29 protein-coding genes and 2 tRNA genes are annotated in these 25,396 nt (G+C 29.2%); 11 read left to right on the forward strand and 20 right to left on the reverse strand.

The features are described 5' to 3' along the window. Window positions 1–19 precede the first annotated feature (19 nt). The 8 genes from M6G78_RS02685 to M6G78_RS02720 all read right to left on the reverse strand — a co-directional run bounded on the left by M6G78_RS02685 (window position 20) and on the right by M6G78_RS02720 (window position 5,193). A complete protein-coding gene (locus M6G78_RS02685) occupies window positions 20–763 on the reverse strand; it encodes an SDR family NAD(P)-dependent oxidoreductase (protein ID WP_253229539.1) in 744 nt (247 codons plus the stop codon). 627 nt (window positions 764–1,390) lie between these two features. Beyond that, a tRNA-Ser gene (locus M6G78_RS02690) sits at window positions 1,391–1,482 on the reverse strand. Between the two features lie 36 nt (window positions 1,483–1,518). Continuing rightward, window positions 1,519–1,607 (reverse strand) — tRNA-Ser (locus M6G78_RS02695). 75 nt (window positions 1,608–1,682) lie between these two features. Further along, on the reverse strand, window positions 1,683–2,495 hold the full coding sequence (proC, locus tag M6G78_RS02700; RefSeq protein WP_253229540.1) for a pyrroline-5-carboxylate reductase: 813 nt from the start codon (window positions 2,493–2,495) through the stop codon (window positions 1,683–1,685). 13 nt (window positions 2,496–2,508) lie between these two features. Beyond that, window positions 2,509–3,204, reverse strand: coding sequence for a M48 family metallopeptidase (locus M6G78_RS02705; protein ID WP_253229541.1), 696 nt, complete (start codon window positions 3,202–3,204; stop codon window positions 2,509–2,511). Between the two features lie 12 nt (window positions 3,205–3,216). Then, entirely contained in the window at window positions 3,217–4,125 is a 909-nt protein-coding gene (locus tag M6G78_RS02710; RefSeq protein WP_253229542.1) for a CorA family divalent cation transporter, read from the reverse strand. Between the two features lie 84 nt (window positions 4,126–4,209). Next, a complete protein-coding gene (locus tag M6G78_RS02715) occupies window positions 4,210–4,581 on the reverse strand; it encodes a RidA family protein (RefSeq protein WP_253229543.1) in 372 nt (123 codons plus the stop codon). A gap of 15 nt (window positions 4,582–4,596) precedes the next feature. Next, the gene (locus M6G78_RS02720; RefSeq protein ID WP_253229544.1) at window positions 4,597–5,193 is read right to left on the reverse strand and encodes an HD domain-containing protein; all 597 of its coding nucleotides are present in this window, start codon (window positions 5,191–5,193) and stop codon (window positions 4,597–4,599) included. Window positions 5,194–5,350: 157 nt separating this feature from the next. Between M6G78_RS02720 and M6G78_RS02725 the strand changes: the two genes are divergently transcribed. The 4 genes from M6G78_RS02725 (at window position 5,351) to M6G78_RS02740 (ending at window position 7,008) form a co-directional block, all read left to right on the forward strand. Further along, window positions 5,351–5,548 carry a spore coat associated protein CotJA gene (locus tag M6G78_RS02725; RefSeq protein WP_138269643.1) on the forward strand — a complete coding sequence of 66 codons (198 nt, stop codon included), beginning with the start codon at window positions 5,351–5,353 and terminating at the stop codon, window positions 5,546–5,548. Then, entirely contained in the window at window positions 5,539–5,868 is a 330-nt protein-coding gene (locus M6G78_RS02730) for a spore coat protein CotJB (RefSeq protein WP_138269642.1), read from the forward strand. The genes M6G78_RS02725 and M6G78_RS02730 overlap by 10 nt, the downstream gene beginning before the upstream one ends. Then, the gene (locus tag M6G78_RS02735) at window positions 5,868–6,440 is read left to right on the forward strand and encodes a manganese catalase family protein (protein WP_138269641.1); all 573 of its coding nucleotides are present in this window, start codon (window positions 5,868–5,870) and stop codon (window positions 6,438–6,440) included. The genes M6G78_RS02730 and M6G78_RS02735 overlap by 1 nt, the downstream gene beginning before the upstream one ends. A gap of 142 nt (window positions 6,441–6,582) precedes the next feature. Continuing rightward, window positions 6,583–7,008 (forward strand): hypothetical protein, encoded by a 426-nt coding sequence (locus M6G78_RS02740; RefSeq protein ID WP_253229545.1) that lies wholly within the window; start codon window positions 6,583–6,585, stop codon window positions 7,006–7,008. Window positions 7,009–7,055: 47 nt separating this feature from the next. Here M6G78_RS02740 and M6G78_RS02745 read toward each other — a convergent pair whose 3' ends face one another. After that, on the reverse strand, window positions 7,056–8,099 hold the full coding sequence (locus M6G78_RS02745; protein ID WP_347559335.1) for an alcohol dehydrogenase catalytic domain-containing protein: 1,044 nt from the start codon (window positions 8,097–8,099) through the stop codon (window positions 7,056–7,058). 190 nt (window positions 8,100–8,289) lie between these two features. Here M6G78_RS02745 and mtaB point away from each other — a divergent pair, with 190 nt between their 5' ends. Together mtaB and M6G78_RS02755 are read left to right on the forward strand one after the other, a co-directional pair. Next, a complete protein-coding gene (mtaB, locus tag M6G78_RS02750) occupies window positions 8,290–9,573 on the forward strand; it encodes a tRNA (N(6)-L-threonylcarbamoyladenosine(37)-C(2))-methylthiotransferase MtaB (protein ID WP_138269639.1) in 1,284 nt (427 codons plus the stop codon). Beyond that, the gene (locus M6G78_RS02755; RefSeq protein ID WP_253229546.1) at window positions 9,570–10,451 is read left to right on the forward strand and encodes a PHP domain-containing protein; all 882 of its coding nucleotides are present in this window, start codon (window positions 9,570–9,572) and stop codon (window positions 10,449–10,451) included. Before mtaB ends, M6G78_RS02755 begins: the two co-directional genes overlap by 4 nt. A 67-nt stretch (window positions 10,452–10,518) precedes the next feature. On the opposite strand, the gene M6G78_RS02760 is transcribed toward M6G78_RS02755, so the two are convergent. From M6G78_RS02760 to M6G78_RS02785, 6 genes are all read right to left on the reverse strand, one after another. Next, complete coding sequence (locus tag M6G78_RS02760; RefSeq protein ID WP_253229547.1) at window positions 10,519–11,691, reverse strand: D-alanyl-D-alanine carboxypeptidase family protein; 1,173 nt, start codon at window positions 11,689–11,691, stop codon at window positions 10,519–10,521. A gap of 54 nt (window positions 11,692–11,745) precedes the next feature. Beyond that, entirely contained in the window at window positions 11,746–12,378 is a 633-nt protein-coding gene (gene spoIIM / locus M6G78_RS02765) for a stage II sporulation protein M (protein ID WP_253229548.1), read from the reverse strand. Window positions 12,379–12,465: 87 nt separating this feature from the next. Beyond that, a complete protein-coding gene (locus M6G78_RS02770; protein WP_253229549.1) occupies window positions 12,466–13,002 on the reverse strand; it encodes an NUDIX hydrolase in 537 nt (178 codons plus the stop codon). Beyond that, the gene (gene nrdR / locus M6G78_RS02775; RefSeq protein ID WP_253229550.1) at window positions 13,002–13,466 is read right to left on the reverse strand and encodes a transcriptional regulator NrdR; all 465 of its coding nucleotides are present in this window, start codon (window positions 13,464–13,466) and stop codon (window positions 13,002–13,004) included. Before nrdR ends, M6G78_RS02770 begins: the two co-directional genes overlap by 1 nt. 127 nt (window positions 13,467–13,593) lie before the next feature. After that, window positions 13,594–15,129, reverse strand: a complete 1,536-nt coding sequence (gene putP / locus M6G78_RS02780) for a sodium/proline symporter PutP (RefSeq protein ID WP_253229551.1) — start codon at window positions 15,127–15,129, stop codon at window positions 13,594–13,596. 112 nt (window positions 15,130–15,241) lie between these two features. Then, the gene (locus tag M6G78_RS02785; protein ID WP_253229552.1) at window positions 15,242–15,847 is read right to left on the reverse strand and encodes a DedA family protein; all 606 of its coding nucleotides are present in this window, start codon (window positions 15,845–15,847) and stop codon (window positions 15,242–15,244) included. Window positions 15,848–15,965: 118 nt separating this feature from the next. Between M6G78_RS02785 and M6G78_RS02790 the strand changes: the two genes are divergently transcribed. Together M6G78_RS02790 and M6G78_RS02795 are read left to right on the forward strand one after the other, a co-directional pair. Then, entirely contained in the window at window positions 15,966–16,877 is a 912-nt protein-coding gene (locus M6G78_RS02790) for a LysR family transcriptional regulator (RefSeq protein ID WP_138268671.1), read from the forward strand. Window positions 16,878–16,973: 96 nt separating this feature from the next. Continuing rightward, window positions 16,974–18,098 carry a 5-methyltetrahydropteroyltriglutamate--homocysteine S-methyltransferase gene (locus M6G78_RS02795; protein ID WP_253229553.1) on the forward strand — a complete coding sequence of 375 codons (1,125 nt, stop codon included), beginning with the start codon at window positions 16,974–16,976 and terminating at the stop codon, window positions 18,096–18,098. A 56-nt stretch (window positions 18,099–18,154) separates the two neighbouring features. On the opposite strand, the gene M6G78_RS02800 is transcribed toward M6G78_RS02795, so the two are convergent. The 5 genes from M6G78_RS02800 to M6G78_RS02820 form a co-directional block, all read right to left on the reverse strand. Continuing rightward, the gene (locus M6G78_RS02800) at window positions 18,155–18,418 is read right to left on the reverse strand and encodes an HPr family phosphocarrier protein (protein ID WP_138268669.1); all 264 of its coding nucleotides are present in this window, start codon (window positions 18,416–18,418) and stop codon (window positions 18,155–18,157) included. A gap of 92 nt (window positions 18,419–18,510) precedes the next feature. Then, window positions 18,511–19,152 carry an O-methyltransferase gene (locus M6G78_RS02805; protein WP_253229554.1) on the reverse strand — a complete coding sequence of 214 codons (642 nt, stop codon included), beginning with the start codon at window positions 19,150–19,152 and terminating at the stop codon, window positions 18,511–18,513. Window positions 19,153–19,155: 3 nt separating this feature from the next. After that, window positions 19,156–20,517, reverse strand: coding sequence for an endolytic transglycosylase MltG (gene mltG / locus M6G78_RS02810; RefSeq protein ID WP_253229555.1), 1,362 nt, complete (start codon window positions 20,515–20,517; stop codon window positions 19,156–19,158). Between the two features lie 127 nt (window positions 20,518–20,644). Then, a complete protein-coding gene (locus M6G78_RS02815; protein ID WP_253229556.1) occupies window positions 20,645–21,589 on the reverse strand; it encodes a GTP-binding protein in 945 nt (314 codons plus the stop codon). A gap of 13 nt (window positions 21,590–21,602) precedes the next feature. After that, complete coding sequence (locus M6G78_RS02820; protein ID WP_253229557.1) at window positions 21,603–22,721, reverse strand: CobW family GTP-binding protein; 1,119 nt, start codon at window positions 22,719–22,721, stop codon at window positions 21,603–21,605. Window positions 22,722–23,058: 337 nt separating this feature from the next. Here M6G78_RS02820 and M6G78_RS02825 point away from each other — a divergent pair, with 337 nt between their 5' ends. From M6G78_RS02825 to acpS, 3 genes are all read left to right on the forward strand, one after another. Next, window positions 23,059–24,321, forward strand: a complete 1,263-nt coding sequence (locus M6G78_RS02825) for a pyridoxal phosphate-dependent aminotransferase (RefSeq protein WP_253229558.1) — start codon at window positions 23,059–23,061, stop codon at window positions 24,319–24,321. Window positions 24,322–24,430: 109 nt separating this feature from the next. Then, on the forward strand, window positions 24,431–24,694 hold the full coding sequence (gene rpsT, locus M6G78_RS02830; RefSeq protein ID WP_138268663.1) for a 30S ribosomal protein S20: 264 nt from the start codon (window positions 24,431–24,433) through the stop codon (window positions 24,692–24,694). 46 nt (window positions 24,695–24,740) lie between these two features. After that, the gene (gene acpS / locus M6G78_RS02835; RefSeq protein WP_138268662.1) at window positions 24,741–25,148 is read left to right on the forward strand and encodes a holo-ACP synthase; all 408 of its coding nucleotides are present in this window, start codon (window positions 24,741–24,743) and stop codon (window positions 25,146–25,148) included. Window positions 25,149–25,396 lie beyond the last annotated feature (248 nt).

Here is a 25,396-nt window from a genome sequence, read left to right on the forward strand (position 1 = left end):
TATATTTTATATACATTTTTTAAGTCATTGCAGCACCGTCAACTGATAGAACAGCTCCATTTATATAGCTAGCCATATCACTTGCTAAAAATAGGAATGCATTTGCGATATCTTCAGCCTCGCCAACCCTTCTTAAAGGAATAGTTGCAATTAAAGGTTTTATAAGTTCTTCTGGTAATGCTGCTACCATATCTGTATTAATAATACCTGGAGCAACAGCATTTACTCTGATATTATCTTTGCCAAGCTCTCTAGCCAAAGATTTTGTAAGTCCATTAATAGCAGATTTTGATGCAGGATAACCAACACCAGATGGTTGTCCATATATGCTTACCATAGAACTAGTATTTAATATAACGCCACCTCCTTGTTCTTTCATGATTTTAGCAACTTCTTTAGATGCATTAAATGCTGCTGTAAGATTCAAATTAATAATTTTCTCAAAATCTTCCAAACTATAATCATAAATACTATTTCTTGCAGACATTCCTGCATTATTTACTAAAATATCAATTTTGCCAAATTTACTCTTTATTTCTGAAAAAGCTTCTCTAATTTCTTTTTCACTTGTTAAATTTGGATACATTCCAATAACATCATAACTTTTATTTTCCTCATTTAGTTTTACTAATGCTTTATTAACCGTTTCTTCTCTTGAGCCAAATAACACAACTTTAGCTCCATTTTTCAAAAATGTTTTTACAGTAGCAAAACCTATTCCTCTGGTTCCCCCTGTAACTACTGCCACTTTATTTTTTAACATATCTATTCACCTCCTAAATAACAAATCTATATTAACGTATATTTGTATTTAATTTAATTGTTTACATAAGTATACTCCCTTTAAGACAAAAAGTCAAGCAAATTAGAATAATTCTAATTTAAATTATATATATTCTAATTATGCTTACATTTTTTAATTAAATAAAAAATAAACATTTTTTTTATAAACAGCTAAATACACACAAAACAAACGCTTATTTAATAATACCCTATTATTAAGCTGAAATATTACTTAAATAAAATAAACTTTTAAAACATATTATCCATAAAACTAAGACATACATTTATAAGTTTAACTGACATCGATTTACCTTTAAAAACTCTTAAAGATATTATGGGATACAGTAAAACAATGAACACAGTTAAAACTTTTAGCCATACATTAGACGTAGAAATGGAAAAAACAAATCAAATTATAAATAACAAATTTACTGAAATATTAGAAAATAAGTTTAATTAAAATACCGCACTTTTGACCGCACTTTTAACCAGACATTTAACCACACTTTTAAATATTTGAATAGATATTTTAGATATTTTAAAAATTTATGTAAACAAAAAAAACTGAAAACTCTTTATAACAAAGTGTTTTCAGATTAAAAGCAAATGGCGGAGAAGGAGGGATTTGAACCCTCGCGCCGCTTACGCGACCTATACCCTTAGCAGGGGCACCTCTTCGGCCAACTTGAGTACTTCTCCGAATTCTATATAAAAAAAAAGATATTAAATTCTTAATGGCCGAGAGGGTGGGATTCGAACCCACGTGGGCTTGCACCCTAACGGTTTTCAAGACCGCCCCGTTATGACCACTTCGGTACCTCTCGGTTTTCATCAAGCTTAATTATATTATCATATGGATAATACTTTGTCAATATCTTTTTTAATCTTTTTTTATATTTTTATTTATTATTACTCATTTCTAAAGTTTTATTTATACTTGCAAGTAATGCATCTATTACAACCCCTCTGAAACCAGCTTTTTCAAGAACATTTACACCTTTTATAGTCGTTCCCCCCGGAGAACAAACATTATCTTTTAATGCACCTGGGTGTTCCCCGCTTTCTAAAACCATCTTTGCTGAACCAAGAACCATTTGTGCAGCAAGCTTATATGCTAAATCTCTCTTAACTCCGCTTTCAACAGCAGCGTCTGCCAAAGCTTCAATATACATATATGTATAAGCAGGACCACATCCGCTTAAACTTCCGGCTGTATCAATTAGTGCTTCTTCAACTATTTCACTCTTACCAAAACTATTAAATATTTTTACTACATTTTCTACATCCTCATTTGTAGCTTTTTTATTCGCAGTTATAAGTCCCATTCCTTCTCCAACAAGTGCAGGAGTATTTGGCATGGTTCTTATTATTCTTAGTTCCTTACCAAACATATCTTCTATATTTTCTATTGTCTGCCCTGCTGCAATTGTTACAATAAGCTTGTTTTCATCAACAACATCTTTTATTTCATCTATAACAGTTTTATAAACATTTGGTTTAACTGCCAAGAAAATAATATCTGTTTTATTGACAACATCTTTATTATCTTTACTTGTATTTACACCATATTTTTCTTTAACCAAATTTATTGTCTTATCAGAAACCGCAGTGGCATATATATTGTCTTTACTTACAAGATTACTATCAATCATACCTCCAATAATAGCTTGTGCCATATTTCCACTGCCTATAAATCCTATTTTTAAATTCATAACTATCTCCTTTTTATACTAAAAACCATTTATTTGAATAATTAAAATTTCTCTTTAAATAATTTGAATATTCTTTATAATTGGGACAAACCTTGTAAAGAAGTTCATAAAATCTTTTTTGATGATTCATTTGTTTTATATGACAAATCTCATGATATAAAACACTTTTTATAATTTCTATATCATATTTCATTAAAGCAAGATTTAAACATATTGAATTTGTTTTCTTTGAATAACTTCCAAACCTGCTTTTCATAAGTCGAACTTTAATATTAAAATCATCTTCTATCCCAATATTCTTAACTTCTTTCATACATTCTTTAATAATATAGCAGTTTAAATTATCTAAAAACAACTCTTTTAAATATTTATTGATTAATTTTACCATACTTTCCATATCATCATACTTTGTATAAAGGAAAAAATAATTTTCTTTTAATTCTATTTTGTTTTTCTTATCTTTAATTACTTTTATTATATACTTTCTACCGAATACAGAAATTTTTCTTCCATTAATATCATGAACTTCACTTTTATTATTTATAGCTTTTAAACGTTTTTGAATCCAATCATCTTTTTCATTTAATAAATCATAAATATATTTATCTTTTACCCTTTTATTTGCATTTACAACCACATTTCCATTATCATCAACTCTTATATAAACATTTTTAATTTTTTTTCTGTTTATTATTAAATTATAATCCATACTCTTCTCCATTTAATGAAAATGCTTCTTTATAAGATAATATCCAAGTCCCACTACGGATAAACTAAGAGCTATTACAAAAAAATATCCATACCTCCATGTAAGTTCCGGCATATATTTAAAATTCATCCCATACCACCCTACAATTAACGTAAGTGGAGAAAACACAGCCGTAATAACCGTTAAAGTCTGCATTGTCTTGTTTTGCCTGATATCAGCTTGAGCTTGATATAAATCTCTAAGATGTCTGGTATACTCCATTAATGTATCAACTTTAGAGTTTAGTCTGCTAACTTTATTCGTAAAAATTTTAAAAAGTCCTTTATAAGAATTATTAAAGATATCCTCTTCATGTTCTTCAAAAACAAGCCCTACATCTACAAGCTGATCGTAATAATTATTAATAACCAAAAGCTGTCTTTTCATTGAAACAATAAGATAATTAAAATTTCTTAAATCCCCATCAAGAACTTTATCCTCAAGGTTATTTATATTTTTTTCAAAATGCTCTAAGTAATGTAAATCTTCACTAATTAAAATATCCAAAAAATCATATAAAAAATGAGCTATTGATGGATTTTTCCACTGTCTTTGTTTACTTATTTTTTCAATAATTGGAAGAACTATATTATCATTATCAATAAAATAAATCCTATGTTTTTTTAGATAATACCCAAACTTACCATTTAAACATTCTTCTCCCTTTTTAGGAATAAAAAATGTTCCCGCTATTATATCTTTATATACTTCAGACTTTGAAAAGCTGATATTTTCAAAATCTATATAATAAGTATATATGGCATTTTGTTTACATGTTTCTTTCCACTCTTCAAGGGTTAAAACAACTAAAACATCTTCACTTTCAGATAAATTTTCTATACTGTCTATTTGTTCCAGTACATTAGAAACTCTATAATACATCCTATCACCTCATTAAATTTATGATACCACATATTATAAACTTTTATCATATAAATAATAAAAAAGGATGAAAGAATCATCCTTTTAAACTAAAGCTATTATTTCAACCTCAACTAAAACATCTTTTGGAAGCTTGCTTACTTCTACACATGAACGAGCAGGTTTGCTTACAAAATATTCGCTGTATACTTCGTTGAAATCATTAAAGTCATTAATATCACTTAAGAAACAAGTAGTTTTTACTACTTTAGAAAAATCACTTCCTGCTTCTTTTAAAATTTCACCAATATTTTCACAAACTCTCTTTGCTTGAACCTTAATATCTCCTTCCATTATTTCTCCACTTTCGGGAATAATTGGAATTTGACCTGATGCATATAACATTCCATTTACTATAATTCCTTGTGAATATGGTCCTATTGCGGCAGGAGCCTTTTTTGTTGATACTACTTTCATATTATTACCTCTCTTTTATAAATTTTTTTCAAAATTTTCCATAAATTCATTTATTCTGTCTTCATTTGCTTTCATAGCTTCCAAAGTGTCACTTAAAAGTTCATTTAATTCAACACCCATCATTTCTGCACCTTTTTGTATAACATCTCTGTCACACCCTGCAGCAAAACCTCTGCTTTTAAATTTTTTCTTTAAGCTCTTAAGGGGCATATCTTTTGTACTTTTTGAAGGACGCATTAAAGCAGCAGCATTTATTATCCCGGTAAGCTCATCTATTGCAAACAAAACTTTTTCCATTTTTTCTGTGGGCTCTATATCACAGCATATTCCATAACCGTGAGAACAAACACTATGTATTATATCATCATTTACGTTTTCTTCTTTTAATATACTAACGGCCTTTTTACAATGTTCATTTGGATATAATTCAAAATCAACATCATGAAGAAGTCCTACGATTTCCCAGTAATTTTTTTCATCTTCTATACCTAATTTATCACAGTACCACCCCATAACCGAAGATACCGTAATTGCATGTCTTATATGAAAAATATCTTTATTGTATTTTTTTAATATTTCAAAGGCTTCATCAAATGTAATATTACTTTCCATTTTTCCTCCTATACGTTAAAAAATATTATAAACCCATTTAAAAGCATTATCAACATAAAAATTTACAAAAAATTGCGACAATTAAATTTAATTTATCACAATAAAAAAATAAATGAATATATTATATTGAAATCAAATTTATCGGGAGGATTTAAAATTGAATGAAAGAAATTACAAACCAATGGTTCCTTATATGCCTATAATTCCAAAAGTTGCAAATGCATATGTGCCATTTCAATTAAACAGCGATATGTATGATGCACAAGAAGGTTTAATGAAAAAAGGAACAATGTTTGAAGCTTTATATTCACCATTTAACACAAATTTAAAAGGAAGTGATACAGTATGCAAATAGATATGGGACACGGATGCAGCGGAGCAGACGGAACAAATAATAACGAAAATATAAATAATATGAGCATGGAAGAAATTTACAATAAAATAAAAATATATACTTTTGCAACTCAAGATACCGCTCTTTATTTAAATACACATCCAGGGGACATGGATGTACTAAAAAGACACAACGAATATTCAAAGAAATTAAAAGAAGTAAACGAAGCTTATGAAAAATTCAATAACCCTATTGACAATACAGGTAGCAGTGAGGGATTTTGGAAATATATAGAAGGTCCTTGGGCCGCTCAAAACATGAACTGGGAGGATAATGAATAATGTGGATTTATAAAAAAATGTTGCAACATCCCGTTACAGTTTCGGGAAAAGATTTGAGAATGGCAAAAAACGTATTAACACAATACGGCGGACCTGACGGTGAACTTGGTGCGTCTTTAAGATATTTAACACAAAGGTTTTATATGCCGCTTAAAGAAGGTACCGCCACACTTACAGATATAGGAAGCGAAGAACTTGGACATCTTGAAATGATAGGAACTATTTTTTCAAAACTCGTTGAGGGAGCAACCAAAGACGAGCTTATAAACAGCGGTCTTGGAGGATACAACATAGAACATGGATGCAATCCTTTCTATGTTAATGTAGACGGTGTGCCATGGACTGCAAGTTATATAGGCTCAAAAGGAGATCCAGAAGTAGATATGTATGAAAATATGGCTGCGGAACAAAAAGCAAGAATAACCTATGAAAACTTAATAAAAATGACAGATGACCCTCTTCTAATAAACACTTTAAAATTCTTAAGAGAAAGAGAAATCGTTCATTTTCAACGTTTCGGAGAAGTATTAAGAATGGTTCAAGAAGACAAAGAAAAGAAAAAAATATTTTAAATAATAAAACCTTTAAACTTTTTCGACAAATTTATATATTTTTATATCTCCTTTATGCTAACATTATAATGAAAAAATTAAGGACTTGATAAAACATATTTATTAAGTCCTTTTTAAATAAAATTAAATTAAAGGTGGAAAAATGAATATTAAAGAAAAATTATCAAAACCATATCTTATGAACGAAAAAATAGAATATACCACAAATCAAATAAGAGAGTGTGAAATGTACATAGAAAGGATTTCTTCCTATATAAACGAAAGCGGAATAAAAGCAGAAAAAAACAAAGACAATAAAACAGAAAGCATAATTAATTTAATTTTATATAAACAACAGCTTATAAAGGAAATAAATACATTATATAAACATAAAATGGACGTAAACAATATTATAAATTCTCTTGAAAGTGAACTTGATAAACTTATAATGAAAAAACATTATTTAAATTATGAAACATGGAGTAAAATTTCAGAAGATTTATCAATAACCTATCAAACGGTACATGCACACCATAAAAAATCTATAGAAACATTGGAGAAATTTTATAAAAAGAAAAAAATGCAATAGGAAGCAGGTCATATAAAATGACCTGCTTTGAAGAAAACAAATAAACTTTAATTGTATGTAATAAAGTTTTTAATAACTTTACCTTCAGAATGTTCAATAAGAGCTTTTTCCAAATCATCAAGTTTATATTCGTTTTGAACAAAATCTTTTTCGTCAATAACGTGCATTTTCAAAAGTTCAAATGCTTGATTTACATATAAAGGTGTTGTATGGAAAACGCCTTTAATTGTAATTTGGCTGTAATGAAGTAATTTTGTATCAACTGTTATTGTATCTCCTGCTTTTGTACCTCCGAAGCAAAGAACAAATCCGCCAGGTCTTGCCATTTGAATTGCAAGTTCCCAAACTTTTGCAAGTCCTGTTGCTTCAACAGCCACGTCAACACCTCTCTTATCAGGTGTTAAATCTTTTACTGCTTGTATTTGGTCATCAACTTTGTTTAAATCTACAATATCAAATGCACCAAGTTTTTTAGCCATTTCAAGTCTGTTTTCGCTCATATCACAGGCTATAACTCTTGCACCTTTCAAATATAATAATCTTACAAACATTAAACCTATTGGTCCACATCCGTTAACAACAACATAATCACCTTGTTCTACAGGAACATTTGCTGTTCCATATACAGCACAAGAGAATGGTTCCAATAATGCTGCTTGTCTATAACTCATATCATCAGGAATATGGAACATATTTTGATTTACAATTCTTTCCGGAATCAATATGTATTGAGCAAAGGCACTGTTATTTTTGTTGTTTATAATTAAATCTTCACACATTGAGTGAAGTCCTTTTTTACAAAAATAACATTCATTACATGGAGCTGAGTTATGAGAAACAACTCTATCTCCCACTTTGAATTTTGTTACATTTTCTCCTACAGCATAAACAGTTCCGCTTGATTCATGTCCCAAAGGGAAAGGAGGTGTCATAAGAGGATATCCTCTTTTATAACTTTTTACGTCAGTACCGCAAGTTAGCGATATTTCATTTTTGATTACCACATCACCAGGACCAGGAACAGGAATATCAATTTCTTCAATTCTCAAATCTTCTGGTCCGTAAACAACGGCTCTTTTCATTTTGCTCATTTTAAAAATCTCCTTTATTAATTCGTTATCATTACCTATATTATACCACCATTTTTTTTATAGTCAATAATTTTTAATACTTTTGTAATGTAAAATTTAATTAAATTGTTACATTTGTAATACATTTTACAAATGCATTATATTTTAATTTGTGATATAATAAAACAAACAGAAAAAAAGGAGATACATTTTGAAAGCAGCATTTTACACTCTGGGTTGCAGAGTAAATAGTTACGATACACAAGCAATGATAGAATTATTCAAAGAAAACGGATACGAGATAGTTGATGCTCATGAAAAAGCCGATGTATATGTTATAAATACCTGTGCGGTAACAAACGAAAGCGAAAGAAAAAGCAAACAAATTGTTAGAAGATTAAAGCACCAAAACGAAGATGCCATAACAGTATTAACAGGATGCTTTGCTCAAAGTAACTTTGAAGAAGCACAAAAAGTAGAAAGTGCGGATATCGTATGCGGAACACATAAAAGAGAAAAAATTATAGATTATATTAATGAATTCAAATTAAGTAAAAATAAAGTATATAACATAGAAGAAGACAGTAAAGATTTTGATAAAGTAGGAATTACAACATATGAAGGCAAAAGCAGAGCTTTTATAAAAGTTCAAGACGGATGCAATATGTTTTGTTCTTACTGCATTATCCCCTACGCAAGAGGCGTATTAAAAAATGCATCAGTTGAAAAAGTATTAAATCAAATTGAAGAACTAAGCAAAAGAGGATATAGGGAAGTTGTAATCACAGGTATCCACATTGCATCATATAAAGCAGACACAGGAGAAAACCTTATAGAATTACTTGAAATAATTGATAACCAAAACCAGGTTGACAGAATAAGACTTGGGTCACTGGAACCTAAATTATTAAGCGATAATTTTCTAGAAAGATTAAGCAAACTTAAATCTTTCTGTCCTCATTTCCATATTTCTCTTCAAAGCGGATGTGATAAAACATTGAAGGAAATGAACAGACATTACAACACTAAAGAATACTTTGACATAGTAACAAAAGTAAGAAAGTATTTTGATAATCCCGGAATAACAACAGATATTATAGTTGGTTTCCCAAATGAAAATGATGAAGATTTTGAAACAACAAAAAAATTCGCAGAAGAAATTGGATTTTCATATATTCATATCTTCCCATTTTCACCAAAACATGGAACACCTGCCAGTACAATGAAAAACCAAAACACAAAAGAAACAAAAAGTAAAAGAGCAAAAGAATTAAAAGAAATAATGCTTAAAAAAAGACATGAATTTTTAGAAAATATGAAAGGAAGCACCCAAAAAGTATTAATTGAAAAGAAACTTAGCGATAATATTTACGAAGGTTACAGTGAAAATTATATATATGTTGAAGTTAAAAGCGAAAAAGACATATTTAATAAAATAGTAAATGTAAAAATAACAGGCCAAAACCAAACACATTTGGAAGGGGAATTATTATGAAAATAGATTTACACATCCATTCAAACGCAAGTTCTGATGGTGAAGTAGAAGTCGAAAAAATAATTGATATGGCAATTGAAGAAGGACTTAAATATATTGCAATAGCAGACCATGAAAGCATAGCAAACGTAAAAAAAGCTTTAGAATACGCAAAAAACAAAGACATAACCGTTATACCTGCAACGGAAATATTTGTCTCACACAATGGTAAACTTCTTCATATGCTTGGATATGGAATAGACGTAGACGATAAAGCTTTAAATGAAGAAATAGATAAAATATGGCAAGGAAGAAAAGACGGTATACAAAAACAAATTGATTTAATTAGAGAAAAAGGACTAAAAATAAATGAAAAAGAGGTCTTTGATTATGCAACAGGCGATATACCTCTTTTATCAGCATATATTCATGCTATATTAATTGAAGAAAAAAACAGAAACCACCGATTAATACATGGATTACAGCCAAATATTGAAAGCATAATAACTCTTTCCAGAGAAGCTTTCGGAGTAGGCAAAGAACTTTATGCCCCTACTTATATGCCAAGTAGTAAAGATTTAATAAAAGTTATAAAAAATGCAGGTGGAGCCTGTGTAATAGCTCATCCGGGAGTCGACATAAAAGATGAAACACATATACTTGACGAGCTTAAGGAATATGGAATTGACGGTGTTGAAGCATATTATACATCTCATACAAACGAGCAACGTGAAAAGTACAAAAATTATGCAATAAAAAATAATTTATTTTACACCTGTGGAAGTGATTTTCACGGAAGTTTCAAACCTAAAAACGCACTTGGATGTGTACAAACAGACAATAACGAACAGGCTATAAAAGGAATATACGAGCATTCAAAAAATTTAAAATTAAACTAACATAAAAAATCCCGATATATTTCGGGATTTTATTTTTATAATGAACTTATGTAATAAAATATTAAAGCTATACACTGATAAATTCTTTAAACATATTTAACACATATGTTATCATATTTATTTTTTCAACCTTTTTACAAAGAACCAAGTCTACACTTCCTATAACATTACTTCCTTCTTTTATATTTATCACCCCAACTTTCTGCCCTTCTTTTACAGGTGCATTCATAACGATACCATCTAATTTTATATCGGTTGTATATTTTTCATTTTCATTTTTACCGCTTAAAACCGTAAAATTATCCTTTGCAACTACCTTAACATTATCCTCATAACCTTTGTTTATTTTAATTTCTCCAAACTCTCCTCCCTTAGTTACAATATTTGTTCCTTTGTAATTGCTAAAACCATAGTTTAAAAGCTTATTTGCTTCTTCAAACCTAGTATTTGAATCGGGAGCATTTAAAATAACAGCAATCAGACGAAGATCTCCTTTTTTACCCGTAGCAGAAATACAGTGTCCCGCATCAGCAGTATATCCCGTTTTTAACCCATCAACATTATCATTCATTTTTAAAAGTTTGTTTGTATTATTAAGAAGTCTCTCTTTATCATTATTTTTACCTATTTTTATGGTCTTCTGCCAAGTGGAACTTATTTTAAAAACATCAGGATACTTACATACCTCTTTTGTCATTAATGCAATATCATAAGCACTGGAATAATGATTATCAGCCGGCAACCCGTTTGAATTTACAAAATGAGTATTTTTCATTCCAAGGCTCTTTGCTTTTTCGTTCATCATTAAAATAAACTTTTCAATGCTTCCTCCAATAAATTCACCCATTGCGGCACAAGCGTCGTTTGCACTTTCAATTATTATGGCATTTAAAAGTTCTTCGACACTTCGCATTTCTCCCTGTTCAAGATAAAGCTGGCTTCCTCCCATACTGCTTGCATAATCTGATATTGTAACCATATCGGACATATTTATGATTTTATTATCAATGGCTTCTAATATCAAAAGTATAGTCATAACTTTTGTAACGCTTGCCAAAGAAAGTTTATCATTCATATTTTTTTGATACAAAACTTTTCCGCTTGAAGAATCCATTAAAACGACAGCCTTACTTTTTATGTTCAAATCTACTTTTTCCTCTTCTGCCCCTTTTACAAAAATAGGCATAATATTAAACAAAAAAGCAAATATTAATACTAAAGCACTTATTCTTTTTAACATAATTTTCTCCTCCCTTTTAATATTTATTAAAGTAAAATATAAATATTAATGTTATTATAAAAAAGAAGAAGAAAATAATACCATAAGCATCGGAGCAATATAACTTTCAAAACATATCCCCATAACATTAAATAAAAAAGCTATTACTATATATATTGTATATCTAAGATAAAAAGAGGAATTTCTCACTTTACCATATTTATTTTTATTATTTTTTTGAATTGAACTTTTAAAACAAGAAGACATCACAAAAGCAAACATCAGTGCAGAATTTTTAATTATATTTGGAATTATCAAAACGCTTATTAAAAATAAAAATCCTTTAAATCCATAAGAAGATATAAAAAATGTTATTACAAAACCAAACAAAAAACCTTTGTAAAACATTATGCTTATGGAATATAAAATACTTATTGCACTTAACCCCAAAATAAGAAGAAATATATATATTTTTATATCCGAATACATTGTTTGATTAAAAATTCTTTTACTGTCAATACTTGATGTATCTTTTGTAATGAGTTCAAAAAATGAACCTATGTAATCTTTAAGCTCATCCAATTGTGTAGAACTTAAAAAATATATACTGACTCCCCCTATTATAATCCCAAGAAGAAAAACAATAAGAAAAAATAAATATTTATTTTTGTTTTCCTTAAAATGATAATTTATAAATTCTCTAACCATAAAATATTATTCCTTATTTTTTCGTGACACAAAAAAAGACATGCCCTATTAATAAAAGGTATGTCCTTATTTTTATTTTATGACTGTTTATATATTATTTTCTAAACAATATTTAAGAAAGGGAACAATAATTTTTGAATCTGTTATTTTTCCTTCAAAAATCTTTTGTTTTAATTCTTTTATATTTATTTTATATACATTTATAAACTCATCATCATCCAAATCTTGACAGGTTTTAACCAAATCCTTTGCTAAATATACATATATTAGTTGATTACCTAATCCTATATCAGGATAAAATTTCATATATGGGATTATATTACGAGAAGTATACCCAGTTTCTTCTTCAAGCTCTCTTAAAGCTGCAACATCAGGATCTTCTCCCTTTTCTAATTTTCCAGCAGGAATTTCATCTGTAACATCATAAATAGAGCATCTAAACTGTTTTACTAAAATAACATTATCATATTCATCTATTGCTAAAATAGCACAAGCTCCCATATGTTCAACATTATCTCTTGTTGCTTCATTTCCGTTTGGAAGTATAACTGTATCTCTTTTTACATCAAAGATATTCCCACTTAAAAGTTTTTCGGTTTTAATAACGGTTTCTTTTATTTCCATTATTTATTTCCTCGCTCATTTAACATACTTTTAAGTTCATCCATAAAACTGTTAACATCTTTAAACTGTCTATAGACAGACGCAAATCTTACATAAGCAACTTCATCTAAATCCTTTAAATATTTCATTATTTCTTCGCCTATTAAATTTGATGGTATTTCTTTCTTTGCTATTTTTTGAATATTACTTTCTATTTCATTTACAACATGTTCTATCTGCTCAATAGAAACAGGTCTTTTTTCACATGATTTTATTATACCGTTCATAAGTTTATTTCTGTCAAAAGCTTCTCTAGTACCATTTTTCTTAACTACAATTAAAGGTATCGTTTCTATTTTTTCATAAGTTGTAAATCTTTTTGCACAAGATAAACACTCTCTTCTCCTTCTTATAGCCGTATTATCATCAGTAGGTCTTGAATCTATAACTTTACTTTCGCTAAAACCGCAATGTGGACACTTCATTTTTATCACCTTTCGTTCCTAAAATATATAAAAATTATATAATATATTTTTATTTAACTCAACCTTAAGAATATATAAATTATTTAAACAAAAATAAAAAAGCGGATAACTCCGCTTTTATGAAAAATTATAATAAACTTTGTACTTTATCATATTCATCAGTTATTTCTTTTTCAGGTTCAGGAGTAAGAAGACTTACCACAACCATAAATATACAACCTGTTAAGAAAGCAGGTAATAATTCATAAATATCAAATAAACCACCTAAATTACTTATAACATATTTCCATAAGAATACCATAACTCCACCGGAAATCATTGAAGCTATTGCACCGTATTTATTAGCTCTTCTCCAGAAAAGAGCAAATAATACAACTGGTCCAAATACAGCACCAAAACCTGCCCATGCAAATGATACAATTGAGAATACAGAGCTGTTTGGATCTTTAGCAAGAATAATACCAAGAACAGCAATTGCAATAAGACATCCTCTTGCTACAACCATTCTCATTTTGCCGTCAAGTTTTTTACCAAAAACACCACCTATGATATTTTCAGATACACTTGAAGAAGCAGCAAGAAGCTGTGAATCCGCAGTTGACATTGTTGATGCAAGAATACCTGCAAGTATTACACCTGCAAAGCAAGCAAATATCCATCCGTGTGTACTTAATACATTTGCAATTTGAACTATTACTGTTTCAGAAGATGTTCCTTCAAGGAATGGAATAACAGATGCTTTTGTCATTCCATAACCAATTATACCTATCAAAATAGAAGCAAACATAGAAATTACAACCCATATAGAAGCAACTCTTCTTGAAATTTTAAGTTTGTCTTTATCTTCAATAGCCATAAAACGAAGTAATATATGAGGCATTCCAAAATAGCCAAGTCCCCAAGCCATTTTTGAAACGATTGTTAAAAAGCCGTAACTTTCAGCGCTGCCCGTTGTCATATTATGAGTTGAAACCATACTTAAATATCCCGGAAGTTCTTTTGCATTACTTATTACCATATCCATACCGCCTGCGGCACTTATTCCAAAAACAAGAATAATAACAAGAGCAACTGACATGATTATACTTTGAATAAAATCTGTAGTGCTTGCAGCAAGGAAACCTCCCATTGCTGTATATAAAATAATAACCACTGCACTTACAACCATTGCGGTAAAATAATCAATACCAAATAAACTTGAGAATAATTTACCACAAGCAGCGAATCCTGAAGCAGTATAAGGAATAAAGAAAATAATTATAAATAATGAAGATATAAGCATTAAAATCTTCTTTTTATCTCTAAACCTATTTGAAAAGAAATCAGGAAGAGTAAAAGAGTTCTTTGAAACTTCCGTATATAATCTTATTCTTTTTGCTATAATAAGCCAGTTTACATATGTACCTATTGCAAGACCTAAAGCTGTCCATCCTGCATCGGCTATACCTGATAAATAAGCAACTCCAGGTAGTCCCATAAGTAACCAGCTACTCATATCAGAGGCCTCGGCACTCATAGCCGTTACAAAAGGTCCAAGTTTTCTTCCTCCTAAATAAAAATCGTGAGCCGTCTCGTTTTGTTTTGATAAAAATGCTCCAATAACAACCATACCTATTAAATAAATAAATATGACCGCAAGCATTCCTATTTGGTTTGCCTCCATTACAATTTCTCCTATCTTTTTAATTATAAAAAACAAAGGTCCTATGAAAATAGTACCTTTGTAATATTTTATATTAAGTTTATTTTTTTGTCAAGATTTGCCTATATATCGGCTATTTTTTACCTTTTTTGTATCTTAAAATATAAATAATAATGAAAGCAAAAATCAATATCCAAACTATGTTTGAATAGCTTTTAAAATAAGGAAGAAAACTTTCCCATGCATCTCCAAGAATAACACCAAGAAAAACAAGTAAAGTATTCCATATCAATGTACCAAGTGTACTTAATATAATAAAATAAGAAAATTCCATTCTGGAAAGTCCCGCAGGAATTGATATAAGACTCCTTGCTACAGGTATACATCTGCATATAAACACAGCCTTATTTTCAAATTTTAAAAACCAATTATAACTTAAATCAATATATTCAGGTTTTAAATGTAAAATTTTTCCGAATCTACTGGAAAACAAATCTCTAAGTTTTTCCCTTTTAAACATATACCCGAGTATATAAAGTATAACCGCACCAAGAATTGCACCTATCGTTGCAAAAATAATTACAACAATCGGGTTTAACCCTGCTGCAACTACCATATATCCCCCAAACAACAAAACAACCTCAGAAGGAATCGGTGGAAAAATATTTTCAACAAGTATTAAAATCATTATCCCAATATATCCGTAATCTCTAATAAAACTTAACAGTGTTTCTTGCATAAATCCCCTCTTTTACTTTCTAAAACAATTTATATGTATATTATATTTTTGTATGATATAATATATTGCATACTAATTAAAGAAAAATTAAAGGAATGTAAAATTTAGGTAAAACAAAATGACATTACAACAACTTAAATACATAATAGAAATAGTAAACTGCGGCTCAATAAACGAAGCTGCAAGCAGATTATTCATAACTCAACCAAGTCTTTCAAAATCCGTAAAAGAACTTGAAAACGAACTTGGCATTGAAATATTTGTCCGTTCAAACAGAGGTATATCTCTGTCCTCAGATGGTGCCGAATTTTTGGGATACGCAAGACAAGTTATAGAACAAGCAGAACTTTTGGAGCAAAGATATATGAATAAAACTCCATCAAAAAGAATATTCTCTGTTTCCACACAGCATTATGCTTTTTCCGTTCACGCCTTTGTAAACATGGTTAAAGAATTTGATAAAGACGAATATGAGTTTGCCATAAGAGAAAGCAAAACCCATGAAATAATAGAGGATGTAAAAAATCTTAGAAGCGAAATTGGAGTAATTTATTTAAACGATTTTAACGAAAAAGTAATAAATAAAATTTTAAAAGATAACGGCTTAGTTTTTACTCACCTTTTCGATGCAAGACCTCATATTTTTATAAGCATAGATAATCCCCTTGCAAAAAAAGAAAAACTTACTATAGAAGACCTTGATCCATATCCAAGAGTTTCCTTTGAACAAGGTACATATAATTCTTTTTATTTCTCGGAAGAAATTTTAAGTACGCTTTCTCATAAGAAAAATCTTTTAGTAAGTGACAGAGCAACTCTTTCAAACCTTCTTATAGGTCTTCAGGGATATACCATAACAACGGGTATTTTAAGTGTTGAACTTAACGGAAGCAACCTTGTTTCAATTCCTCTTGAATCTGATGAAGTCATAAGACTTGGTTATATAAAACACAAAAATGCAAGCCTTAGCATACCGGCAAAGAAATACATTGAAAAATTAGAAGATTATATAAAGGAATATCAATATTGATATTCCTTTTTTCTATATCAAAATATAAAAAATGTATATTATCACATAATAAAAAAACATGATATACTAACAAAGCAACTTAAGGAGGAATTAATTATGACAAAAAGAACAAACGTACCATTTAGAAACGATATCGTAGGAAGTTTCCTACGTCCCTTAGAACTAAAAAATGCTAAGGAAGATTATATAAAAGGAAAAATTACTTTAGAAGAATTAACTAAAATCCAAAACAAATGCATTGAAGAGCTTGTAAAAAAAGAAAAAGAAGTAGGATTAAAGTCAGTTACAGACGGAGAATTTACAAGAAGCTGGTGGCATTTGGATTTCATGTGGGGACTAGGCGGAGTAAAAAAGAAAGAACTTGAAAAAGGATATCAATTTAAAGATGAAGAAACAAGAGCTGAAACAGCATCTTTAGAAGGCAAAGTAGAATATAATGAAAACCATCCTTTCTTTGAAAGTTATCAATTTTTACATAAAACTGCCCTAAACAACGATGTACTTCCAAGACAAACGATACCGGCTCCTGCTCAATTTTTCGCAGAATTACAAAGACCGGATAATGCATCAGAAGTAAAAAAATACTATAATGACACAAACAAATTAATTGAAGATATTGCAAGCGCTTATAATAAAACAATCTTGAAATTCTATGAGCTTGGATGCAGAAATATTCAACTTGATGACTGTACATGGGGAATGCTTTGCGACAAAAATGCAGTAAAACTAATAGGGCTAAGCGAAGAAGAAGTAACTAAAACAGCAAAATTATATGTAGAGTTAAACAATAAAGCAATAGAAAATTTACCAGAAGATTTAATTATAACCACTCATGTATGTAGAGGTAATTATCACTCAACATATGCTAGTGAAGGAGGTTATGAGCCTATTGCACAAATTTTATTTAAAGAAGAAAACGTAAAAGCATTTTATCTTGAATTTGATGATGAACGTTCAGGAGGATTTGAACCTTTAAGATTTGTACCAAAAGATAAGTTTGTTGTACTTGGTCTTATAACATCAAAAAAAGGAATTTTAGAAGATAAAGAGGCTATAAAGAAAAGAATAAAAGAAGCAACAAAATACATAGATTTAGATAATCTTTGCCTAAGTCCCCAGTGTGGATTTGCTTCAACTGAAGAAGGAAATATTTTAACAGAAGAAAACCAATGGGAAAAATTAAAATTAATAGAAGAAATTGCTAAAGAAGTTTGGAAATAAAAGTATAAAAAAATAAGACATATAACAATATGTCTTATTTTTTATATAAAATTAAATTATTCACCAAAACCGTCTTCGATTAAAGCTGCTAATGTATCTACAGCTTCTTGTTCGTCAGCACCGTTAGCTCTGATTTCTAATTCTGTACCTTGAGATAATCCACCAGCCATAACGCCCATGATAGATTTTGCATTGATTTCATTTCCATTCTTAACTAAAAGAATTTCTGATGAGAATTTTGCAGCTGTTTGTACAAATTGAGATGCTGGTCTAGCATGAAGACCTGTAGGATTTGTAATTGTTACATTTTTTGAATACATATATAATTCCTCCTAATTTTTTTTCTTTTATCGGTATTAATTAGATTATAACATAAATTTATCAAATTACTATTAAAATTTTAACAAATTACTTATTTTTTTATACTTATACTTAAGCCATCCCCTATAGGAAGAACAGAAGTAGTTAATTCACTATCTTCGCTTATAGCATCTAAAAACTTTCTAAGCCTTTTTACAATAGTTATTTTTCTTCTGATTAAAGGTTTACTTTTATCAATCATTCCTCTAAATAAAACATTATCACATATCAAAAGCCCGCCTGGTTTTAATATCCTTTTACAGTCTTCAAGCATATGGATATAATGTCCTTTATTTCCATCAAGGAAAACAACATCATATACCTTTTCTTCATTTTTCAATACTTCTCCTGCATCATCAAGACATAAATCAATATTATCTTCAAAACCGTATTTCTTTATATTATTTTTAGCTTCGATATATCTTATTTCATCTCTTTCTATAGTTTTCACATAACTATCTTTACCCATCGTATCTGCAAACACACAGGAAGAATAACCTACAGCGCTTCCTACTTCAAAAAGAGACTTTGAAGAACTTGACTTTAAAATAATTTTTACAAGCCTTTCAACATCTTCTGTAATAATAGGTATATTATTTCCTTTTGCTTCTTTTCTAAACTCTAAAAGAGCATCTTCTTCACTACATAAGTGAAGAAGACCCTCTAAATATTCCTTTGTTATTTCATCTATCATTTTCTATTCCCAATTCCCACTATATTTTTGTATATTTGCTTCATGTTCTTCATATGTAGTAGCAAAAGCACTTGCTCCCGTACCGTCATTTTTTGTACAGAAATATAAATAATCGGTATCTTCAGGATAAAGTGCAGCTTTTAGAGAAGCTGCTCTAAAGTTTGATATAGGTCCTGCAGGAAGCCCTTCATATTTATATGTATTATATGGAGAATCAATATTTTTTTGTGATTCTGTAAAAGAGAATTGATAGTCCTTATAAATATATTGTAGTGTTGCACAAGACTGAAGCATCATACCTTTTTCAAGTCTATTATAAAATACTCCGGCAACAGTCGGAAGTTCAGAATCAAGTATCGTTTCTCTTTCAACAACCGATGCCATGGTTACAATTTCATCAATGGTTTTACCCATTTCTTTTGTTCTTTTCTTATATTCGTCTGTATATTCCTGATCGAATCTATCAAGCATTTTTTCTATTAAATCTCTTGGTGTAGAATTTACATAGATATTATATGTATCCGCAAATAAGTATCCTTCCAAAATATATTCCCTATCCTTTGGAACACTTGATAAGAAATCATATTTTTCTCTGTAATAATCTGCATTATTTTTAATTTCACTTAAAAATTCTTCTTTTGTAAATATTCCTTGCTCTTCTAAAGTATCACCAATTCTGTTAAGGTCTAAACCTTCTTTTATTGTAACAGTCGCTGTATCACTGTTACTGCCTTCCATCATTATAGAAACAATTTCGCCCGCAGATTGACTTTGAGAGAAAGAATAATATCCGGCTTTTAAGTCATTTGATTTTCCTGTTAACTTAACATAAACTTTAAATGCAAATTCACTTCTTATTAAATCTTTATCTTTAAGCGTTTGAGAAATACCTGAAAGAGATGAACCTTCTTCTATTGTAACATCCATTTTATTTGTATTTGAAGAATCAACAGCTCCTAATAAAACGTTATAACTTACAATAATAGCTGCAATACATATTAAAACAAATGCCCCTATTCCTCCAAGTATATATTTCTTCTTGCTTGCTTTTTTATTATTTTTCTTAGTTTTGCTATTTTTGTTATTTAAAACAACATCTTTTTTACTTTGTTTTACATCATCAAATTGATTTTCTTTTGTATTAGAAAAATCCTCTGTTTTTACATCTACATCTTCAAAAAGCACATCATCTTTGATATCAATATTTTCTTTTGTTCCTTCATCAACTGCAATGTTAGAAAGTACTTTTTCATCTTCAAAAAGATTATTATCCATAAGATTTATATTATTATCTTTATTTACTTTTTTCTTTTTTGGTCTTCTCATCGTTTTTTTTACTTTTACGACTCTTTTTCTTTTTTCCATACATCCTCTCCTTTTAGCATAATTAAATTATATATGCATTTGACAAATAACACAATATTTTTAACTTTTATTTAACAATTTTTAAGAAATAAAAAAGAAGATATATGAAAACATATATCTTTCAACACTACATAAAATATACAATCTCATCTTCGGGTTTAGCTGCTTTTTTTATACTTTCAAGATATAACACAGGAACATCTTCGCCGTATTCAACATTAAATTCATACTCAACATGCACAAGTACCTCAACCCAGTCTCTATTTTTATAACTGAAGTTTTTCAAAAAATACTTACATTCATGTCCCAAAAATTGTATATCATCAGCGCAGCAAGTCATTGCAAATCTCCCAGGAACAAACGTATTTCTGCCTAAACTCTTATCAGTATAAACCTGAGCTTTAAACCTTACCTTTTTGCCCATATAATGCCCAGGATTATCAAGTGTATCAATAAACCATACACCATAATCTACATCACTTACGTCTATAATATCAGCATTTATATCAAAAGGTAAATCCTCTTCAGTCTCTTCAACAACGCTTCCATCACTTCTTTCAAATACAATTTGAACTGTTGGATTTAAAGCTTTAATATTTCTTCTAAGCTTTGCTCTGTCTAAATCATCTTCATACCTGTTACATATTATAAGACTCGATAGATTAAGAGGCTCCATAAACATTGCTCTCATATTAAGCATATATATTTCTGCTGTTTCACAGTTAACCAAAGAATATACGCTTGCAATCTGCCAATTTTCAGGAAAATCTGTTTTAAGAAGCGTATCCATACTCCATGTTCCGTTGTATTCCATAACAACTTGATTTGGTCTATATAATGCTTCATAATTTTGAAGAAGTGTTGGAGTAAATTTCTCTATATCATCAATGGTTACTTTTGTTATTTGACATTCACTTAAAAAATCTCTTTCAAACTCTTCTTCCCCATCTTCACACATAATAAGAAGAGTAGGTCCGTTATTTCTAAAATCAGGACTTCTAAACATATTCTTTATTAAAGTTGTTTTACCGCTGTCTAATAAACCCGATATAACAAAAACCGGTGTTACCATAATATCACCTCTGTTATTTAAATATTTTTTCTAATTTATCTTTAAATAAGTTTGAACCAATTACACAAACTTTACCTATATAATCGGCATTTCTTTCTCTAATTTCGTATTCACCCGGAACTAAATCAAATTCATACCAGCTTTCATCTTCTCCGCTTACAACACCTTTAGCTCTTAAAATAACCCCATAACTACTTCCTTCTGCTAAGTCTTCCAAAATATCATTTAACTGATCTTTTGTAAACTTATGAATTGTTTCCATCCCAAAGCTTTCAAAAACTTCATCTGCATCATGTCCATGGTGATCATGTCCACATCCACAGTGTTCATGGTGGTGATGGTGTTCATGGTCGTGTCCACATTCACAGTGTTCATGATGGTGGTGATGGTGTTCATGGTCATGTCCACATTCACAGTGTTCGTGGTGGTGATGGTGTTCATGGTCATGCCCACATTCGCAGTGTTCATGATGGTGATGATGTTCATGACTTTCCATTTCTTCTCTTTTTAATTCTTCAAGCATTTTATTTTCTTTATCAAAATTTGTAAATGCATCAAGTATTACTTCCTTATTTAGCTCATCCCAAGGAGTTGTAATAATATTTGCTTTATCATTATGTTTCTTTAATTCTTCAAAACATTCATTTATCTTTTCTTCTTTCATAAGTTGAGTTCTGCTTAAAACAATAACATTTGCATTTTCAACTTGATTATTAAAGAATTCTCCAAAATTCTTCATATAGATTTTTGCTTTCTTTCCGTCAACAACGGTTATTTTACTGTCTACAGAAAGATCAAGTTTATCTTTTACATCTATAATTGCCTTTTCAACATCTGAAAGTTTACCTACACCTGAAGGTTCAATAATAATTCTATCAGGAGAATATGTGTTAATTACTTCTTCAAGAGATTTACTAAAGTCCCCTACCAAAGAACAACAAATACATCCAGAATTCATTTCTTTTATTTCAATTCCGGCATCTTTTAAAAAGCCTGAATCAATCCCAATTTCTCCAAATTCATTTTCTATTAAAATTACTTTTTCATCCGTAAACACTTCACTTACCAATTTTTTTATAAATGTAGTTTTACCGGCTCCTAAAAATCCGGATATTATATTTACTTTTGTCATAAAAACCCTTCTTTCTATTATTAAATATATCTATTTTATACCAAAAATAAAAAAAATACAAACAAAATAATGTTAGTAACTGCTAACATTATATCATGAAATTATTTTATTTCAATAACTTATAAAAATAATTTTTTTTGAGTAAATACTTAATTTTTTTAAGATAGAAAACATTTACAATAAATAATACATAATTTAATTAACCATTTTCCTGTTTTTACATATTATAATAATGTATAAATAAAAAAATACCTTACTTATAAAATTAATACTTGAAATATACTTTATTTTATGATAGTATATCTTATAGTAAGATAATAAAATAAAGGAGAAAGTTATGTTTTCAAATAAAGTTACATCAATAGGACAATCTCCAATAAGAGAATTTGCCCCAATACAAGAAAAAAGAACAAACGAAGGAACTCATGTATATCAATTAAATATTGGGCAACCTGATATAGTTACACCAAAGGAATTTTTCAGTGCGGTAAAAAACTTTGATGAAAACATATTATCATATACAAACTCAAAAGGTATTCCAGAACTATTGGAAGCATTTGAAGAATATTACAAAGAAATCGGTTCAAACATGAAAAAAGAAGACATGATAGTTACAAACGGAGGAAGCGAAGCTATATTATTTTCTTTCCTAACTCTTTGTAACGAAGGTGATGAAATAATCGTTTTTGAACCTTATTATACAAACTACAATATTTTTGCTACTCAAGCTGGAATAAACATGGTTTCCATAACAACAAGACCTGAAGAAAACTTCAGACTTCCAAGCAAAAAAGAAATAAAATCAAAAATAACAGATAGAACAAGAGCATTTTGCATAACAAATCCTTCAAACCCAACAGGAAGAGTTTATACAAAAGAAGAAATAAAATTATTATGTGACATCGCAAAGGAAAATAATTTATTTATAATAGTTGATGAAGTTTACAGAGAATTTGTTTACGACGGTAAATTTATAAGTTTTTCATCTATAAAAGACGTTGAAGACAAAGTTGTAATAATAGACAGCATTTCAAAAAGATTTTCTGCATGCGGAGCAAGAATAGGTCTAATCGCTTCAAAAAATGAAGAATTTATGGCTCACGTTTTAAAACTTGCACAAGCAAGACTTTGTGCTCCTTATATCGACCAAGTCGGAGCTGCTGCTGTTTTAAAACATACAAGCAAAGAATACATAGAAAGTGTAATAAAAGAATATAAACATAGAAGAGATACAATATATCAAAGATTAAAGAAAATAAAAGGTATCCAAGTACAAAAACCTGCAGGCGCATTTTATTTAATAGCAAAACTTCCTGTTGAAAATGCTCATGAATTCTCAAAATGGTTACTTGAAAATTATGATTATAACAACGAAACAGTTATGCTTTGCCCTGCAAGCGAATTTTATTCAACAAAAGAACTTGGAGTAAATGAAGTAAGAATTGCGTATGTATTAAAAGAAGAAGACTTAATAAATGCAGTTAACATTTTAGATAAAGGTCTTATGGAATATCAAAAAGTATTTAATACAAATAAAGTAGTTGAAACAGGTAAGAAAAAAGGTAAAATTTTAATAGCAAAAGAACAACCTGCTATGTAAAATATAAACAATAAGAAAACATGAAAAGAAAGTAAAAAAATGCTTGCATTTGGTATATATAGGTGCTATAATATCATTCGCGAGACTATTTAAAGTGGAGGTGTAGCAAGTGGCAAACATTAAATCTGCAAAGAAAAGAGCAATTACAAACGAAAAAAGCAGACTTAGAAATAAAGCTATCAAAACTAACTTAAAAACAGTTGAAAAAGATTTTGAAAAAGCTATTTTATCTAATGATGTTGAAAAAGCTAATGAAGCATGCAAATTAGCAAGCAAAAAATTTGACATGGCTGCAAGCAAAGGTATTATTCATAAAAATGCTGCAAACAGAAAAAAAGCTCAATTAGCAAAAAAAGTCAATGCTTTAGGTTAGTATTATATATAGACTATTTAAGACCTTTCATCTTAGAGAGGTCTTTTTGCAGTTAAAGGAATTATGTATGATAGACAAAGAAATAATATCAAATGGTGTTGATATAGTAAAAGTTGATAGAATAAGAAAAATATTAAAAAGACCCTATAAAGACGCTTTTTTAAAGAAAATATTTAACACAGAAGAAATTGAATATTTTAAAAGCAATAAATATGATGCAAAAAGCATATCAGGATATTTTGCCGTAAAAGAAGCCATAATGAAAACATTAAAAAAAGGAATGGATAAAACAAGTTTTAAAGATATAACAATACTTAAAACAGAAGATAACTGTCCTTATATAAAATTAGAAGGTAATGCAAAAAAATATATGAAAGAAAATAACATAGAAGATTTTAAAATATCCATTTCTCACGAAAAAGAATATGCCATTGCGTTTGTAATCGCAGTATAAAAATGCTTTTTAAGCATTTTTTTATTTGCAAATTTTCTGAATATTAAAAAATAATTAATTTAGTTTTATATTTACTCCTCTTTTGATATAATGTACAAAGGAGGTTTATATATAGGAATTTTTAGTTAAAGCGCCCGAACCGAATTCCTAAATAAAATTTTAAGGTTGACGAGGTAAAGGGTTTATCGAAATTTCGGCGGATACCCTTTGGGATTTAAAAGTTATTCCTTAATGCTTAACAAAACTTA

This window comes from Anaerofustis sp. NSJ-163 (genome assembly GCF_024135845.1).
Lineage (GTDB): Bacteria > Bacillota > Clostridia > Eubacteriales > Anaerofustaceae > Anaerofustis > Anaerofustis butyriciformans.